The sequence below is a fragment of the Mycobacterium sp. 852002-50816_SCH5313054-b genome (assembly GCF_001667185.1).
In the GTDB taxonomy this organism is placed as follows: Bacteria; Actinomycetota; Actinomycetes; order Mycobacteriales; family Mycobacteriaceae; genus Mycobacterium.
This window is the reverse complement of sequence record NZ_LZIC01000041.1, coordinates 45,619-60,803: the sequence shown is the minus strand read 5'-3', so window position 1 is coordinate 60,803 and position 15,185 is coordinate 45,619. Positions and strand designations below refer to the sequence as shown.

The window sequence follows — 15,185 nt, the reverse complement described above, 5'->3', positions numbered from 1 at the left end:
CCCAGCCCAGCAATCCGGCCGCGCCGAGCGCCGTGACGACCCTCAGGACGGTAACCCGTTCTTGATCGCCGCATCCTGCTTCTTCGCGAGATCGAGAACGAAGTCCGGTTGCAGCGGATCGTTTGGCGCGCTTTCGAATTCAAGGACCACGAAGACCTTGCCCTCGGTGAACATCACGATCGCTTTCGACTTCGAACCGTCCGGCGACGGCCCCACCGCCATCTGGCCGCCCGTACCCACGTCGGCCGGCGTCGGGGCGGCCTTGACGCTGAGCTCCTGAATCCCCTTGGCGCTCTGGTCGAGCGCCTGCGACGCCGCGCCCGCGTCGGGATAGACGTAGATAGTGTCGTCGACCTTGCGGGAGGCGGCCTGATTCATGAATACGCCTTCGGTTCCCGCGGGGTTGGGAACCGGCAGCGTCTGCGTCAGGGTGAAGGTGTCGCCGGGCACCACGATGTCGGTGGCCTTGATCAGCAGGTTGCTGTAGTCGGACGGCTGGGCGGCACCGGTGCTCGATGTCGGTGACGCGGCCGACGACGGCGCGGCGGAGGTCGACGTGGCCGATGGTGTTTGCCTCGGCGGCGACGACTTGTCGCTTCCGCACCCCGCAACACCGACTACCAGGGCGCTCGCCGCCAGACCGGCTGCCATGACCGATACCTTGATCACCATTGGCTCCTTCCGGCGCGCCGGCCACCGCCGACGTCTCGCGCAACATAGCGGACCGCCCGCGGCCTTGGCTACCCGAGAAACGTGCGAGACTCCGCAGATGACTTCCCCAGACGCACAGGCCGCTTCCCCGGCCGAGGTGATGCAGGAGCTCATCCTCGCCGCGTGGGTCTCGCAGGGCATCACCGCGGTCGCCGACCTTCGCGTCGCGGACGCGCTGTCCGCGGGACCGCTGCCGATCGACGAATTGGCCGGCAAGGTCGGGGCCAATCCCGACGCGCTGGGCAGGTTGCTGCGGGCGCTGATCAGCCAGGGCATCTTCGCGCAACGCGATGACGGTCGCTACGAGCTGACCCCGCTGGCCGAACTGTTGCGCTCCGATGCCCCGGTGTCCATGGCGCCGATGGCGCGCTTCATTGGCGCGCGGCAACACCGCGAGCACTGGAGCCTGCTGACGGAGGCCATCAAAACCGGCACCTCGGTCGTTCCTGGGTTGCGCGGCAAGGACTTTTTCGACTACCTGGGCGACGAGCCCGAATTCGGCCAGATCTTCAACGACGCCATGACCGGCCTGTCCGGGGTGTCGATCGGACCCGTCGTCGAGGCCTACGACTTCAACCGGTTCGCCACCATCGTCGACGTCGCCGGCGGCCACGGCCGGCTGCTCGCCGCGATCCTGGCATCGGCGCCCGACGCCCAAGGCGTGCTGTACGACCTGCCGGAAGTGATCGCGGGAGCCCCGGCCCTGCTGCGGGAAACCCATGCCGAACGGGTCCGGCTTGCCGAGGGTTCCTTTTTCGACAGCGTCCCGACCGGCGCCGACGCGTACGTCCTCAAGCACATCATCCACGACTGGGACGACGACGCGTCGGTGCGGATCCTGCGGAACGTGCGCAAGGCCGCTCCCGCCGGAGCCGCGCTGCTGCTCATCGAGACGGTCATCCCCGAAGACGACAGCGGGTCGATCGGCAAGTGGACGGACATGGAGATGCTGATCATCAACAACGGACGCGAACGCACCGCCAACGAGTACCGCCGCCTGTTCGATGCGGCCGGCTTCGAGTTCGTCGGCGTGGTCGACACCGCATCGCGGTTCAGCATCATCGAGGGCCGCGCGGTTTAGCGGGGCTAATCGCCGACCGCGCCCTCGGGCTTGGGGCCACGACCCTCGCCGGTGATGTACTTCGGGCAGTACGCGCCGAGGGCGATCACCGTGAACTTGGCCGCGCCGTTCTCGCTAAACCCGTTGCGCTGCTGGAGGTTTCCGATGACTTCGTCCTCGGACGATCCCGTGTCCTCCAACTGGCACAGCGTCTTGGCGGCCGAGATCGCGGCGTTGGGATCCTGGTAGGTGATCCCCGCGAATCTGAGTCCGGCGAGGAAGTCGGCGTCGGTCGCCGGGTCGGTCTCGGGGCCTTGGTCGGCGTGCGCCGGCGCGGCCAGGCACACCATGGCGACGACCGCCGCCACCCCCTGTAGCGATTTCATGACCTCGTGATCGTGCCAGACTCGCGCCGGACCCGCATTGCGGGCAACCTAGCGGCGCCGGAACCGCTCGCGCAGCGCGGGATCGTTCTCCCACCACAATCCCGACGGTGCTGCGGTTTCGCCCTGATCCGCTTCGGCCGCGTCCAACTCGGCGTCGACCGCAACCGCGTGCGCCTTCTCGTCGCGCGTCAACGCGCGCATCAGCAACAGTACGAACGGCCAGCCGACCAGGTCCCCGAGGATCCATAAGACGCCGGCGCCGATCGTCTGGTCGAGCCGCTGATCTGGCCCCCACGATCGGTACAACGCCGCGTAGTACGCCGCGCCGATCAACGAACCCTGCCAGATGACCAATCCCAGCACGCCGTCGCCAAGCGCCTCGGCGACGGTGATGAGCAACGAGATCGCCTGAGAGTACCTGCGGGGAACCGGATCCGCTTGCAGCCGGGCGTAGAAATAGCCAAAACCGATGGCCACCAGAATGATACGCGTAGGTGCACCGATCCATTCGTTGGCGAGGGACATGGTGCACCAGGGGGTCAGGTAGAGCAGCCACGGCGTGCCCAGCATCGCCAGCGACGTGGTCAACGGGTGGGCGAGCACGCGCGCGAACCGGGTGGCCAACAGCCGGTCGATGCGGTCGCGCCCGGCTGATTCGAGCGCGCCACGCACGACGGTGACCGGCTTACCCTGCGCCAGGAAGAACGGCGCGACGTAGAGCAGCACCAGCACCTGCAGTGCACGCATCCAGAACAGGGCGTAGGCGTAGGCGCCGACCGCGCTCATCGTCGCCAGCACCCACAGCGCGACGCCGACCCCGAAGCAGCTGGCCTGCGCGGGCCCGACCGGTGGCTCCGCCCTTGGGCCGCGCCGGTAACACCACGCATATGCGGTGGCCACCACCACAATGACCGCCGCGGAGACCAGATCCAGACGCCAGGTCTGGACCAGGGCGGCCCACGTCAGCGGCCCTGGATTGGTGCTCATAGCCCGTTAGCCTATTGCGGCGCGCGCCATCGCCCGCGGGCTCGCGTGTAGATTGGTTGGTAGGCCGTTCGTGTTGGGCCTGCCACCTTGGACATTTTGTCCAGCAGATGAGCAGCTCAGAACCGATCGTCTTCTCTCGACAGATCAACATTTCCGCCCAGACCCAACCAATTTAAGGACCCGCCCGATGAATTCATCGGATTTGTTTTCACATCGCTACGAGCCCGAGGTGGTGTCCGACAATGGTCGTGACCCGGAACCGGTTCAACTTCCCACTTTTTCGGACCGGCCCGCGAGCGATTCCTCGGCTAAGCCGCCACGCTGAAACGTGGGCCGCATCATGAGCGAGCCACCGGCCTAGCGAAGGCCTTGCGCGTCAGCGCTTCTTGTCGTGAAGTAGGGCCTCGGTGGACGTGACACGAGTCGCCGCCTTGGCGTGTTTGGCGGCGCGCTTCTCTTTCAGAGATTTTCCGGACTTCTTCGTCATCGTTTGCCGCGGAGATTTGTCAGACATGGTCGCCCCTTGATCGTGGGGGCCTTTGTGGTCCCGATGCCCTGACCTTACGCCCTGGTGTCCCCCGTCGTGGGAGGCCGGTTTCCGGCCATCCCCAGTCGACGACTACGCCGCCGGGCGGCTCATCCGCAACGAGTCGGGCAGGGCGCCGACCGGGCGGCGCTCCGGGATTTCCCAGATGTCGCCGTCGAGATCGCCGGGCAGTCCGGCCGCGCTGGCGACGAAGACCGGCCTTGCGCCCTGGGCGGCCTGGCGATGAAAGTCGCGCACCGCCGCGAACGCCCACTTGCCCAACAGGCAGATCGCGACCAGGTTGGCGATGGCCATCAGCGCCATCGCGAGATCGGCGAGCGCCCAGACCACCGTCAGCTGAGACATCGCGCCGAAAGCGATGGCCAGCAGCGTCACGACTTTCAGGACGTTGATCGCCACGTGGCGGCCGCCCAGGAAGAACAGGTTGGCCTCCGCGCAGACGTAGTTGCTGAGCACCGAGGCGAACGCGAAGACGAAGACGACTGCCGTCATCAGCACGGTGGTCCACGACCCGAGGCCGACGGCGATCGCCGACTCGGTCAGGCTCGCGCCGGCCACCGAACCGGTGTGGGCCGGATCGTAAACGCCGGGGCCCGACATCAGCACGATGAACGCGGTCGCCGTGCAGATCACCATGGTGTCGACGAAGACGGCGAGCGACTGAATCAGCCCCTGCTCCACCGGATGTGACACCGTCGCGGCGCCCGCGATGTTGGGTGAACTGCCCATGCCCGCCTCGCAGGCGAACAGCCCGCGCTTGACCCCGGTCAGCATCGCCGTCGCGATGCCACCGGCGAAACCGCCTGCCAACTGGCGGATTCCGAACGCGCCACCGACGATCTCCTCGATGACGGCCGGCAGCGCCGTGATGTTGACCGCCACGATCGTCAGCGCCAGCAGCGCATACAACACCGCGACGACCGGGATGACCAGTTCGGCGACCTTGGCGACCCTGCGCACCCCGCCGAACAGCACCGACGCCGCGAGCACCGCCAAAGCCGCCGTCGTCCAACCGACGTCGACACCATGCGACGACTTCAAGACGCCGCTGATCGCGTTGGTCTCCACCATGTTGAACGCGGTGGAGAACGCGACCACCAGCAACAGGGCGAACAAGACGCCGCCCGTCCGCGAGCCCAGGCCGCGCTGGATGTAGAACGCCGGGCCGCCACGGAACGCGCCGTCGGCGGATCGGACCTTGAAGATCTGGGCGAGCGTCGCCTCGATCAGCGCCGTGGCCATGCCGACCGCGGCCACCACCCACATCCAGAAGATCGCACCGGGCCCGCCAACGGTGAGGGCTATCGCGACGCCGGCGATGTTCCCGGTGCCCACCCGCGAAGCAAGGCCGACGCAGAAGGCCTGAAAAGAAGAGATCCCACCGTCTTGGCGGTGGGATCGGCGGAGCTGGCGAAGCATGCGTCCGAAGTAGCGGATCTGAATGAATCGGGTGCGCACCGTGAAATAGATGCCAACGCCGAGAAGCAGATAAACGAGGACGTGGCCATTCAGGGCATTGCTCAGCGGGTCGATCAGCTGCGCCTGAACGAAGTCCAAATTGCATCCTTAGCTGGGCCGTTGTTTGCAGCAGCGTAGATGCGAAATGTTGACGACAGGTTTCGTTAACCCGGCGTTGGCGGACGCGAATGTAAAAAAACAATGACGGGCGTTAGGCGCCGCCGTCGACCTTAGTGCTGGTGACCGTCAGGGATTGGGGGCAGTACACGTTGGCCGCGATCGCCGTGAACCTGGCGGCGTTATCGCCGTGCAGTCCGGGGTTCTGGGACTGCACGGTCTTGACGACGTCCGCCATCTGCGTCCCCTTGCCCACCGCCTGGCACACCCATCTTCCGGCCGCGATGGCCGGGCCCGGGTCCGGAAAGGTGATGCCCGCCGCCCGCAGCGAGACGAGGAATGCGTCGTCGTCGCTGTCGGCCCGCGCCGGACCGGCCACGCCGACCAGGGCCGCGAGGCTCAGCATCGTCAGGAGCAGCGGTTTCACGGTCCACTGATCGTCGCAGAACGAAGGCCGCGCCGCAGCCCAAATCGTCGTCAACCTTCGGTTGACACATCGGCTAGCGTCAACCTAGTGTTGACGGCATGTCCGAACCGACGCCCATCTCCTATCCCGTCCGCCTCGACGAGCTGATCAACGCGATCAAACGAGTGCACACGGACGCGCTGGATCAGCTCGCCGACGCGGTCCTGGCCGCCGAGCATCTGGGCGAGGTCGCCGACCACCTGATCGGGCACTTCGTCGATCAGGCCCGCCGCTCGGGGGCTTCCTGGACCGACATCGGCAAGAGCATGGGCGTCACCAAACAGGCCGCCCAGAAGCGGTTCGTCCCCCGGGCCGAGGCCACCACGCTGGACCCCGAGCAGGGCTTCGGGCGCTTCACGCCGCGGGCGCGCAATGCCGTCGTGGCGGCACAGAATGCCGCCCACGAAGCCGCCAATAATGAGATCACCCCCGACCATCTGCTGCTCGGCGTCATCAGCGATCCGGCCGGGCTGGCCACGCTGCTGCTGCAACGGCAACAGGTCGACGTCGAGGCACTTCGGGCCACCATAACGCTGCCCCCGTCCACCGGTGAGCCTCCCAAACTCATCCCGTTCAGCGGCCCGGCGCGCAAGGCGCTGGAGCTGACGTTCCGGGAGGCGCTTCGGCTGGGCCACAACTACATCGGCACCGAACACCTGCTGCTGGCGCTGCTCGAACTCGAGGACGGCGCGGGGCCGCTGCACCGATGCGGCGTCGACAAGGACCGGGTTGATGACGATGCCGCGGCGGCGCTCGAAGCACTGGCCAGCGGCAAGAACCCCTCCCCCTCGCCGTAGCGCGTGTGCGATCATGCGAGGATGCACCGCTGGCTGATCGCCCTGTCAATCTTGCTGGTCGCCGCCGCGAATATCTCGGCGCCGCGCGCCTGGGCCGGCGACGCGCCGATCGGCCACATCGGTGACACGCTGCGGGTGGACACCGGCACCTACATCGCCGACGTCACCGTCAGCAGCGTGACACCGTGCGACCCGCCCCCGGGATTCGGCTACACGCGCAGCGGCGTGCCGATCAAAAGCTTCCCCGGCAGCACCCCCAACCGCGCCGACGTGACGGTGCGCGCGATCCGGGTGCCCAATCCGTACATCATGGCGACCGACTTCAGCTTCGACGGCGTGACCCCGTTCGCCGACGCCTACAAACCGCGTGCCACCGACGCGCCCGACGCGCTGGACAACGTGCTCGTCAACGCACCGAACGGGGCGGTCGTGCGCGGTGGCGTGTATTGGGACGCCTACCGCGACCCGGTCTCCACCGTCGTCCTGCTGGACAAGAAGACGGGCTATCACCTCGCCCAATGGAATCTCTGACGCTCGCGACGGGTTGCGTCGACGCCGGGGAGTTGGCTGCCGTTGCGGCGCAAACCTTTCCGCTAGCCTGTCCGCCCTCGACGGCTCCTGAAGACATCGCCTCGTTCATCGACGCCAACCTGTCGGCGGAGCGCTTCGCGGAATACCTGGCCGATCCGGACCGCGCGGTCATCGCCGCGGCGCGGGGCGGCCGAATCATCGGCTACGCCATGCTCATTCGCGACGGCACCGACACCGCCGAGCTGTCGAAGATCTACGTGCTGCCCGACCACCACGGCGGCGGGGCAGCGACGACGCTGATGGACCGGGCGCTGGCCACCGCCCAGCGCTGGGGCGCGCGGCGGGTGTGGCTGGGCGTCAACCAGGCGAATCAACGCGCACAACGCTTTTACGCCAAGAGCGGCTTTACGATCAACGGCACCAGGACCTTTCGGGTGGGCAGCCGCACCGAGAACGATTACCTCATGGTTCGCGAGCTTGGGTCAGCGCCACCAGCCGTGACGTGGCCCGCAGATACTTCTTTCGAAAGCCGCCCGCCAGCATCTCCTGGCTGAAGATGCTGTCCAGCTTCGCGCCCGAAGCCACCACCGGGATGCCGGCGTCATACAGGCGATCGGTCAGCGACACCAACCGCAGCGCGACGTTCTGGTCGTCGATGCCGTGCACGCCGGTGATAAACACCGCCGTCACGCCCTCGATCAGCGTCAGATACCGCGAGGGATGCATGGTGGCCAGGTGCGCGCACAGGGCGTCGAAGTCGTCCAGCGTCGCCCCGTCGGCCTGCCGGGCGCGCGCGCCCACCTCCTCGTCGGACAGCGGCTGGGGCGCCGGCGGCAGGCCGCGGTGCCGGTAGTCGCGCCCATCGATCCGTACGGTGTTGAAAATGCTTGCCAGCGTGTGGATTTCGCGCAGGAAATCCTGGGCGGCGAAGCGGCCCTCGCCGAGTTGCTCGGGCAGGGTGTTCGAGGTCGCGGCCACCGACACGCCCCGCTCGACCAACGACGACAACAGCCGCGAGATGAGGGTGGTGTTGCCGGGGTCGTCGAGCTCGAACTCGTCGATGCACACCGCGGTGTAATCGGCCAGCATCTCGATGCATTCGGCGAACCCGAACACCCCGGCGAGCTGGGTGAGTTCACCAAAGGTGGCGAACGCCTTGGGGGTTGGTGATTCCGGTCCCCCGCCGGGCAACTGGTAATAGGCCGAGGCGAGCAGGTGGGTCTTGCCCACCCCGAAGCCGCCGTCGAGATAGAGCCCGACCCCGGGCAGCACCGCCCGCTTTCCGAACAGTCTTCGGCGGCCGGCCCGGCGCTCGACGGCCTGCCGGCAGAAGTCCTGACAGGCCCCGACAGCGGCCGCCTGGGTCGGTTCCGCCGGATCCGGGCGATACGTCGAGAAGCTCACGTCGGCGAACGTTGGCGGCGGCCGCAATTGGGCGATGAGTCGCTCCGGCGACACGCTCGGATGCCGATCCACCAACCGGGGCACGGGGGACCCATGCATGCACCGAACTGTAGTGGCGTGCTGCAATCAAGCCATGCTGACGCTGCTCGGGTCCGCCCGCGAACTCGACGACGGCGAACTTGCCGGGCTCTACGGCTATCCGGACCGCGACAGCGTCTGGGTGCGGGCGAATTTCATCACCAGCCTCGACGGCGGCGCCACCGCCGACGGCAGCAGCGGAGCGATGGGCGGGCCCGGCGACCGGCACATCTTCAACCTGCTGCGCGAACTGGCCGACGTGATCGTGGTCGGTGCCGGCACGGTGCGCATCGAGGGGTATTCCGGCGCGCACGTGGCCGTCGCGCAGCGACAGGTGCGCCAGGCCCGCGGGCAAAGCGAGGTCCCGCAACTGGCGGTCGTCACCCAGTCGGGTCGCCTCGATCCGGACCTGGCGGTGTTCACCCGGACCGAGGTGCCGCCCCTGGTGCTCACCTGCACGGCGGCGGCCGACGAGACCCGAAGCCTGATCGGCGACGTGTGTGAGGTGCTCGACTGCTCCGGCGACGATCCCGGCACGGTCGACGAGGCCGCCCTGCTGGGCGCGCTCGCGGCGCGCGGAATGCGCCGCATCCTGACCGAGGGCGGGCCGACGCTGCTCGGGGCGTTCATCGAGCGCGACCTGCTCGACGAGTTGTGCCTGACGATCGCGCCGTACCTCGTCGGCGGCCTGGCGCGGCGCATCGCGGCGGGCCCGGCCCAGGCGCTCACCCGGATGCGCCCGGCCCACCTGCTCACCGACGAGGCCGGCTACCTTTACGGCCGCTACGTCAAGGCCTAGCTACTGTGGTCGGCATGAGTCGGCAGATCGCATCGGCCACGGTGCTGCTCGCGGTGACCGCGCTGGTGGCCGGCTGCGTTCCCGGCCTGGCCGCGGACCCGCGCTTCGCGACCGACTCCGGCGCCCGCCCGCAGGGCGTGGCCCCGAGCAAGCCGCCCCCCAGCGGTCCGCCACCGATCGCGGCGCCCAAGAACGACCTGGCCTGGCATGACTGCACGTCGAAGGTCTTCGGCGACGCGGCCGTCCCTGCGGCGCCGGGTGTGCAGCTGGACTGTGCGACCTACGACAGCGACCTCGACCCCGTCAACGGCCAGGGCGGAAACCTGACCATCGGTGTGGTGCGCGCCCGCTCGAACCAGACGCCGCACGACGCGGGACCGCTCGTCTTCACCACCGGCTCGGACCTGCCGTCGTCCACGCAGTTGCCGGTGTGGCTGGCCCGCTCGGGCGCCGACGTGCTGCAAACCCACCCCGTCGTCGCCGTGGACCGGCGCGGCATGGGCATGTCGAGCCCCATCGACTGCCGCGACCAGCTTGACCGGCAGTCGATGCGCGACCAGGCGCAATTCCAGGCCGGCGACGACCCGGTCGCCAACCTTTCCGACATCTCCAACACCGCCACCACGAACTGCACCGACGCCATCTCTCCGGGCGCGTCCTCCTACGACAATTCGCACGCCGCGTCCGACATCGAGCGGCTGCGCTCGCTGTGGGACGTGCCCGCGGTCGCGCTGATCGGGGTCGGCAACGGCGCCCAGGTGGCGCTGGCCTACGCCGCGTCGCGGCCCGACCGGGTCGCCCGGCTGATCCTCGACTCCCCGATCGCCCTGGGCGTCAACGCCGAAGCGGCCGCCGAGCAACAGGTCAAGGGCCAGCAGGCCGCGCTCGACGCGTTCGCCGCCCAGTGCGTCGCCGTCAACTGCGCGCTGGGTCCCGACCCGAAGGGCGCCGTCAGCGCGCTGCTCGCCGACGCGCGCGGCGGCAAGGGACCCGGCGGCGCGCCGGTGGCCGGGATCGCCAACGCCCTCACCGTCGCGCTGGGCTTCCCGTCCGGCGGCCGCGTCGGCGCCACCACGAGCCTGGCCAACGCGCTGGCCGCCGCCCGCTCCGGCGACGCCAACCAGCTGAACAACCTGATCAACCACGCGTACGCCGTCACCGACTCGGACGGCCAGTTCGTCAGCTCCTGCAGCGACGCCGTCAACCGCCCCACCCCCGACCGGGTGCGCGAGCTCGTCGTGGCGTGGGCGAAGCTCTATCCCCAGTTCGGCACCGTCGCCGCACTGAGCTTGGTCAAATGCGTGCACTGGCCCACGATTGCGCCGCCGGCCCCGCCGAAGAACCTCAAGGTCGACATCCTGTTGGCGGGCGTGCAGAACGACCCGATCGTCGGCACCGAGGGGGTGGCTCAGACGGCGGCCACCATCATCAACGCCAACGCGGCCAGCAAGCGGGTGATGTGGCAGGGCATCGGTCACGGCGCCAGCATCTATTCGCCCTGTGCGGTCCCGCCGCTGATCGGCTACCTCAACAGCGGCAAGCTGCCCGGGACCGACACCTACTGTCCCGCCTGACACTTCGCGGCTTGTCCCGGTGTACGGTGCGCTGGTGACCGCAGCTGACTCGCCCCGAACCGGCCTGCGCGACGGGATCCTGGCCGCCTTTCGTCCCCGCACCGGCGCCCCGAGCACCGCGACGATACTGCGATCGGTGCTGTGGCCGGTGGCCATCATGTCGGTCCTGCACCGCAGCATCATCCTCACCCTCAACGGCAACATCACCGACGACTTCAAACCGGTGTACCGCGCGGTGCTGAACTTCCGCCAGGGCTGGGACATCTACAACGAGCACTTCGACTACGTCGACCCGCACTACCTCTACCCGCCCGGCGGCACCTTGCTGATGGCGCCCTTCGGGTACCTGTCCTTCACGCCGTCGCGCTATCTGTTCATCCTGATCAACACCGTGGCCATCCTGATCGCCTGGTACCTGCTGCTGCGGCTGTTCAACTACACGCTGTCCTCGGTGGCCGCCCCCGCGCTGCTGCTGGCCATGTTCTGCACGGAAAGCGTGACCAGCACGCTGGTGTTCACCAACATCAACGGCTGCGTACTGCTGGCGGAGGTGCTGTTCCTGCGCTGGCTGCTGGACGGGAAAGTCGGGCACCAGTGGTGGGCCGGCCTCGTCATCGGGCTGACGTTGACGCTCAAACCGGTGCTCGGCCCGCTGCTGTTGCTGCCGCTGCTGAACCGCCAGTGGCGGACGCTGGTGCCCGCGTTGGTCGTCCCGATCGTCATCAACGCGGCCGCGTGGCCGTTGGTCAGCGACCCGATGGACTTCGTCACCCGCACGCTGCCCTACATCGGGGGCGTCCGCGACTATTTCAACAGCTCGATCGAGGGCAACGGCGTGTACTTCGGGCTGCCCACCTGGCTGATCGTGTTCCTGCGGATCCTCTTCACTGTGCTGGCCATCGCGGCGCTGTGGCTGCTCTACCGCTACTACCGCACCCGCGACCCGCTGCTCTGGTACACCAGCTCCTCGGGCGTGCTGCTGCTGTGTTCCTGGCTGGTGCTGCCGCTGGCCCAGGGCTACTACTCGATGATGCTGTTCCCGTTCCTGATGACTGTCGTGCTGCCCAATTCGCTGATCCGCAACTGGCCGGCGTGGCTGGGGATCTACGGCTTCCTGGCGCTGGACGACTGGCTGATTTACCGGTACATGAGGTATGGCCGCGCGCTGCACTACCTGAAGATCACCTACGGCTGGTCGCTGCTGCTGATCGTGGCGTTCACCGTGCTCTACTTCCGGTATCTGGACGCCAAGGCCGAGAACCGGCTGGACGAGGGCATCGACCCGGCGTGGCTGACGGCCAAGCCGGATGACGACGCGCTGATCGCAAACGCGGCGGAGCCGGGCGCAGCGGGTCAGCGCCATCCGAGCTAGCGTGGAGGCATGACGAGTCCGAAGGTGCAACTGTCCGACGACGAGTGGCGCCGAAAGCTGAACCCGCAGGAGTTCGACGTGCTGCGCCGCGCCGGCACCGAGCGGCCGTTCACCGGCGAGTACACCGACACCAAGACCGAGGGCGTCTACCAATGCCGGGCGTGCGGCGCCGAATTGTTCCGCAGCACAGAGAAATTCGAGTCGCACTGCGGCTGGCCGTCGTTCTTCGACCCGGCGAACTCCGACGCGGTGATTCTGCGCCCCGATCATTCGATGGGGACGACGCGGACCGAGGTGCTGTGCGCGAACTGCCACAGCCACCTGGGCCACGTGTTCGCCGGCGAGGGTTACCCCACCCCGACCGACCAGCGCTACTGCATCAACTCGATCTCGTTGCGGCTGGTGCCGACGGGCGCCTAGCGCGTTTCCCGGTCCGCGACACATAACCAGTTGCGACGACACGCCGACACGCATCGCAATCGTTTACGTCTCGCGAAACCCCCTACGGGCGAGCGCTTCGCGCACGCATCGCACGACTTCCGCCGGCTTGTCCTCGGCGATCACCCTGATAACGATCCAGCCGAGTGCCTCGAGCCTGCGTGTCCGCCACTGATCACGGGCATACTGGCGGCGGTCGGTGCGGTGTTGGTCACCGTCGTACTCGGCGGCCACTTTGTATCTCTCCCAGCCCATATCGAGTACGCCGACGGTTCGCCAATTCTCATTTACCGGTATCTGTGTCTCGGGAGCCGGCAGCCCGGCGTCGATCAGCAAGAGGCGCAGCCACGTCTCCTTGGGCGACGCGGCGCCCGCATCGACCAGCGGAAGCGCGGTGCGTAGCCGTCGCAGGCCGCGCGCACCCGGGTACCGCTTGGCCAGCAGCCACACCTGCTCGGCGCAAAACGGTGTCGCCCGCATCAACGCGTCGAGTCGCGCCACCGCCTCGCCCGTGGGCAATTGCCTGGCCAGGTCGAACGCCGTGCGCGCAGGAGTGGTCACCGGCAGACCCACGGCGCGGGTGACCTCATCCGGCCGAACTCGCTGATTACGGGTGATCACGCCGGTCGGAGCGTGTTGGTTGCGCCAGATCAACTCGATGGGCACGTCGTCGTCGATCCAGCGCGCGCCGTGCAGCGCCGCCGCGGCAAGGCCGGCCACGACGCCGCGCCGGCCCGACCACAGCCACGCCGCGACCGATCGGGTTCGCAGCGACGGGGCGGCGTGGGCCGGCAGGTAAACATCGGGATAGATCGCGCGGAATTCGGTGCGCAATTGGTAGGGACTTAGCCGCCCCTGGCGCACCGCCTCGCTGCCGATGAACACCTCGTCCACAAACGGAAGACGTCGCTACCCGGCGACTGGATCCCCCAGACATAAACCGTTGCGACACATCTCGGCGTGTCGTCGCAGACGTTTATGTGTCGCGAAACGCCGCACGGCGCTAGTCCACTAGTCCACCCGCGTCGCGTGCACCTCCCAGAAGGGGGCGTGCACCCGGCCGCCCTCCAGCCACGGCTCCATCGCCCGGAAGCGGTCCAGCAGCGCCTGCACCTGGTCCGCCATGTCCGGGTTGCGCGCGGCCATCAGCTCGATCGTCTGGGTGCTCATGTTGACCAGATAGGTCGTCGGGCCGAGGTAGGTGATCTCCCACCCGCCGACCGGCAGCACGTCACGAAAGTCGTCCTCGGACAACGACCGCATCATTTTGAAGCCGTTGACGTCGTGCTCGCCGAATTCGAACATGTAGAGCCGCGCCCCCGGCTTGGTCGCCCGGTGCAGCGCCTGCACGTACGCATGCTGCATGTCCTGGTCGGTGCTGAAGGTGTGGTAGAAGGCGCAGTCGACGACGGTGTCGAACCGGTTGTCGAACCCCTCCAGCTTGGCGGCGTCGGCCAGCTCGAAATTGACTGATACACCGGCCTTTTGGGCGTTTTCCCGGGCCCGTTCCACGGCAGCCGCCGACCCGTCGATGCCGGTCGCCGAGTAGCCCTTCGAGGCGTAGTAGATCGCGTGGTGACCGGGGCCGGTGCCCGGGTCGAGCACCTCGCCCTTGATGGCGCCCAGCGCGACCAGCCGCTGAACCACCGGCTGCGGACCGCCGATGTCCCACGGCGTGGCGGCGGGCAGGCCGTGCGACGTCCGGTCGTCGCGGTACATCTCCTCGAAGCGGGCGGGGTCGGTCGGGTCGAACGGTGCGGTCGTCACGGCAGCGCCGCCACCAACTGCTCGACGGGCACCCGCGGCCCCGTGAAAAAGGGCGTCTCGGCGCGGGTGTGGCGGCGCGCGTCGGTGGCCCGCAGCTCACGCATCAGGTCGACGATGCGATCCAGCTCGGGGGCCTCGAAGGCCAGGATCCATTCGTAGTCGCCCAGGGCGAACGCCGGGACGGTGTTGGCGCGGACGTCCTTGTATTCGCGCGCGGCCATGCCGTGCTCGGCGAGCATGCGCCGCCGTTCCTCGTCCGGCAGCAGGTACCACTCGTAGGACCGCACAAAGGGATACACGCAGATGTAGTTGCCGGGCTCCTCGCCCGCCAGAAACGCCGGGATGTGGCTCCTGTTGAACTCGGCGGGCCGGTGCAGCGCCACGCTGCTCCACACCGGCGCGCTGGCCCGCCCCAGGGTGGTGGTACGCCGGAAGTCGGCGTAGGTCGCCTGCAGCGCCTCGACGCGCTCGGCGTGGGTCCAGATCATGAAATCGGCGTCGGCGCGCAGACCCGCCACGTCGTAGAGGCCGCGCACCACGACGCCGCGTGCCTCCTGCTCCTTGAAAAACCGGGCGGTGTCCTCGATCACGGCATCGCGCTCGTCACCGAGCTCGCCGGGCCGCACGGAAAACACCGAGAACATCAGGTAGCGCAGCTGCGAGTTCAGCGCCTCGTAATCGAGTTTGGCCATG

16 protein-coding genes and 2 pseudogenes are annotated in these 15,185 nt (G+C 68.0%); 8 read left to right on the top strand and 10 right to left on the bottom strand.

The annotated features are described in order from the left end of the window. Window positions 1–42 precede the first annotated feature (42 nt). A complete protein-coding gene (locus tag A5787_RS08200; RefSeq protein ID WP_082977125.1) occupies window positions 43–651 on the bottom strand; it encodes a hypothetical protein in 609 nt (202 codons plus the stop codon). A gap of 118 nt (window positions 652–769) precedes the next feature. On the opposite strand from A5787_RS08200, the gene A5787_RS08195 reads away from it, so the two are divergent. Then, on the top strand, window positions 770–1,792 hold the full coding sequence (locus A5787_RS08195) for a methyltransferase (RefSeq protein ID WP_066964365.1): 1,023 nt from the start codon (window positions 770–772) through the stop codon (window positions 1,790–1,792). Between the two features lie 5 nt (window positions 1,793–1,797). Here A5787_RS08195 and A5787_RS08190 read toward each other — a convergent pair whose 3' ends face one another. From A5787_RS08190 to A5787_RS08175, 5 genes are all read right to left on the bottom strand, one after another. Further along, window positions 1,798–2,157 carry a DUF732 domain-containing protein gene (locus A5787_RS08190; protein ID WP_066964361.1) on the bottom strand — a complete coding sequence of 120 codons (360 nt, stop codon included), beginning with the start codon at window positions 2,155–2,157 and terminating at the stop codon, window positions 1,798–1,800. Window positions 2,158–2,205: 48 nt separating this feature from the next. Continuing rightward, window positions 2,206–3,144, bottom strand: a complete 939-nt coding sequence (locus tag A5787_RS08185; protein WP_066964358.1) for a cytochrome c oxidase assembly protein — start codon at window positions 3,142–3,144, stop codon at window positions 2,206–2,208. Window positions 3,145–3,520: 376 nt separating this feature from the next. Beyond that, window positions 3,521–3,658 (bottom strand): hypothetical protein, encoded by a 138-nt coding sequence (locus A5787_RS27660; RefSeq protein ID WP_197506986.1) that lies wholly within the window; start codon window positions 3,656–3,658, stop codon window positions 3,521–3,523. A gap of 105 nt (window positions 3,659–3,763) precedes the next feature. Continuing rightward, window positions 3,764–5,248 (bottom strand): sodium:alanine symporter family protein, encoded by a 1,485-nt coding sequence (locus A5787_RS08180; protein ID WP_066964355.1) that lies wholly within the window; start codon window positions 5,246–5,248, stop codon window positions 3,764–3,766. Window positions 5,249–5,360: 112 nt separating this feature from the next. Beyond that, window positions 5,361–5,672 carry a DUF732 domain-containing protein gene (locus A5787_RS08175; RefSeq protein WP_066964650.1) on the bottom strand — a complete coding sequence of 104 codons (312 nt, stop codon included), beginning with the start codon at window positions 5,670–5,672 and terminating at the stop codon, window positions 5,361–5,363. Between the two features lie 119 nt (window positions 5,673–5,791). Between A5787_RS08175 and A5787_RS08170 the strand changes: the two genes are divergently transcribed. The 3 genes and pseudogenes from A5787_RS08170 to A5787_RS26485 form a co-directional block, all read left to right on the top strand. Continuing rightward, the gene (locus A5787_RS08170; RefSeq protein WP_066964352.1) at window positions 5,792–6,529 is read left to right on the top strand and encodes a Clp protease N-terminal domain-containing protein; all 738 of its coding nucleotides are present in this window, start codon (window positions 5,792–5,794) and stop codon (window positions 6,527–6,529) included. Between the two features lie 21 nt (window positions 6,530–6,550). After that, window positions 6,551–7,060 (top strand): hypothetical protein, encoded by a 510-nt coding sequence (locus A5787_RS08165; protein ID WP_066964349.1) that lies wholly within the window; start codon window positions 6,551–6,553, stop codon window positions 7,058–7,060. Continuing rightward, window positions 7,048–7,539 (top strand): annotated as a pseudogene (locus A5787_RS26485) (GNAT family N-acetyltransferase); the annotation flags it as partial. The gene A5787_RS08165 and the pseudogene A5787_RS26485, both read left to right, overlap by 13 nt. Here A5787_RS26485 and zapE read toward each other — a convergent pair. Continuing rightward, a pseudogene (zapE, locus tag A5787_RS08160) lies at window positions 7,523–8,594 on the bottom strand (cell division protein ZapE). The pseudogenes A5787_RS26485 and zapE sit on opposite strands and share 17 nt — an antisense overlap. Window positions 8,595–8,597: 3 nt before the next feature. On the opposite strand from zapE, the gene A5787_RS08155 reads away from it, so the two are divergent. Genes A5787_RS08155 through msrB form a run of 4 tightly spaced genes read left to right on the top strand, consistent with a single transcriptional unit; the run spans window position 8,598 to window position 12,707 of the window. Further along, window positions 8,598–9,341: a pyrimidine reductase family protein gene (locus A5787_RS08155; protein ID WP_231993892.1), complete on the top strand. Its 744-nt coding sequence runs from the start codon at window positions 8,598–8,600 to the stop codon at window positions 9,339–9,341. A 14-nt stretch (window positions 9,342–9,355) separates the two neighbouring features. Continuing rightward, the gene (locus tag A5787_RS08150) at window positions 9,356–10,915 is read left to right on the top strand and encodes an alpha/beta hydrolase (protein ID WP_066964332.1); all 1,560 of its coding nucleotides are present in this window, start codon (window positions 9,356–9,358) and stop codon (window positions 10,913–10,915) included. 19 nt (window positions 10,916–10,934) lie between these two features. Next, window positions 10,935–12,287 carry an arabinofuranan 3-O-arabinosyltransferase gene (gene aftC / locus A5787_RS08145; protein ID WP_066964329.1) on the top strand — a complete coding sequence of 451 codons (1,353 nt, stop codon included), beginning with the start codon at window positions 10,935–10,937 and terminating at the stop codon, window positions 12,285–12,287. Between the two features lie 9 nt (window positions 12,288–12,296). Beyond that, window positions 12,297–12,707, top strand: coding sequence for a peptide-methionine (R)-S-oxide reductase MsrB (msrB, locus tag A5787_RS08140; RefSeq protein WP_066964326.1), 411 nt, complete (start codon window positions 12,297–12,299; stop codon window positions 12,705–12,707). A 63-nt stretch (window positions 12,708–12,770) separates the two neighbouring features. Here msrB and A5787_RS08135 read toward each other — a convergent pair whose 3' ends face one another. From A5787_RS08135 to hemQ, 3 genes are all read right to left on the bottom strand, one after another. Then, the gene (locus A5787_RS08135) at window positions 12,771–13,619 is read right to left on the bottom strand and encodes an endonuclease domain-containing protein (protein WP_066964321.1); all 849 of its coding nucleotides are present in this window, start codon (window positions 13,617–13,619) and stop codon (window positions 12,771–12,773) included. Between the two features lie 117 nt (window positions 13,620–13,736). After that, window positions 13,737–14,444: a class I SAM-dependent methyltransferase gene (locus tag A5787_RS08130; RefSeq protein WP_066964643.1), complete on the bottom strand. Its 708-nt coding sequence runs from the start codon at window positions 14,442–14,444 to the stop codon at window positions 13,737–13,739. Between the two features lie 44 nt (window positions 14,445–14,488). Next, window positions 14,489–15,184: a hydrogen peroxide-dependent heme synthase gene (hemQ, locus tag A5787_RS08125; protein ID WP_066964319.1), complete on the bottom strand. Its 696-nt coding sequence runs from the start codon at window positions 15,182–15,184 to the stop codon at window positions 14,489–14,491. Between the last annotated feature and the right edge of the window lies 1 nt (window position 15,185).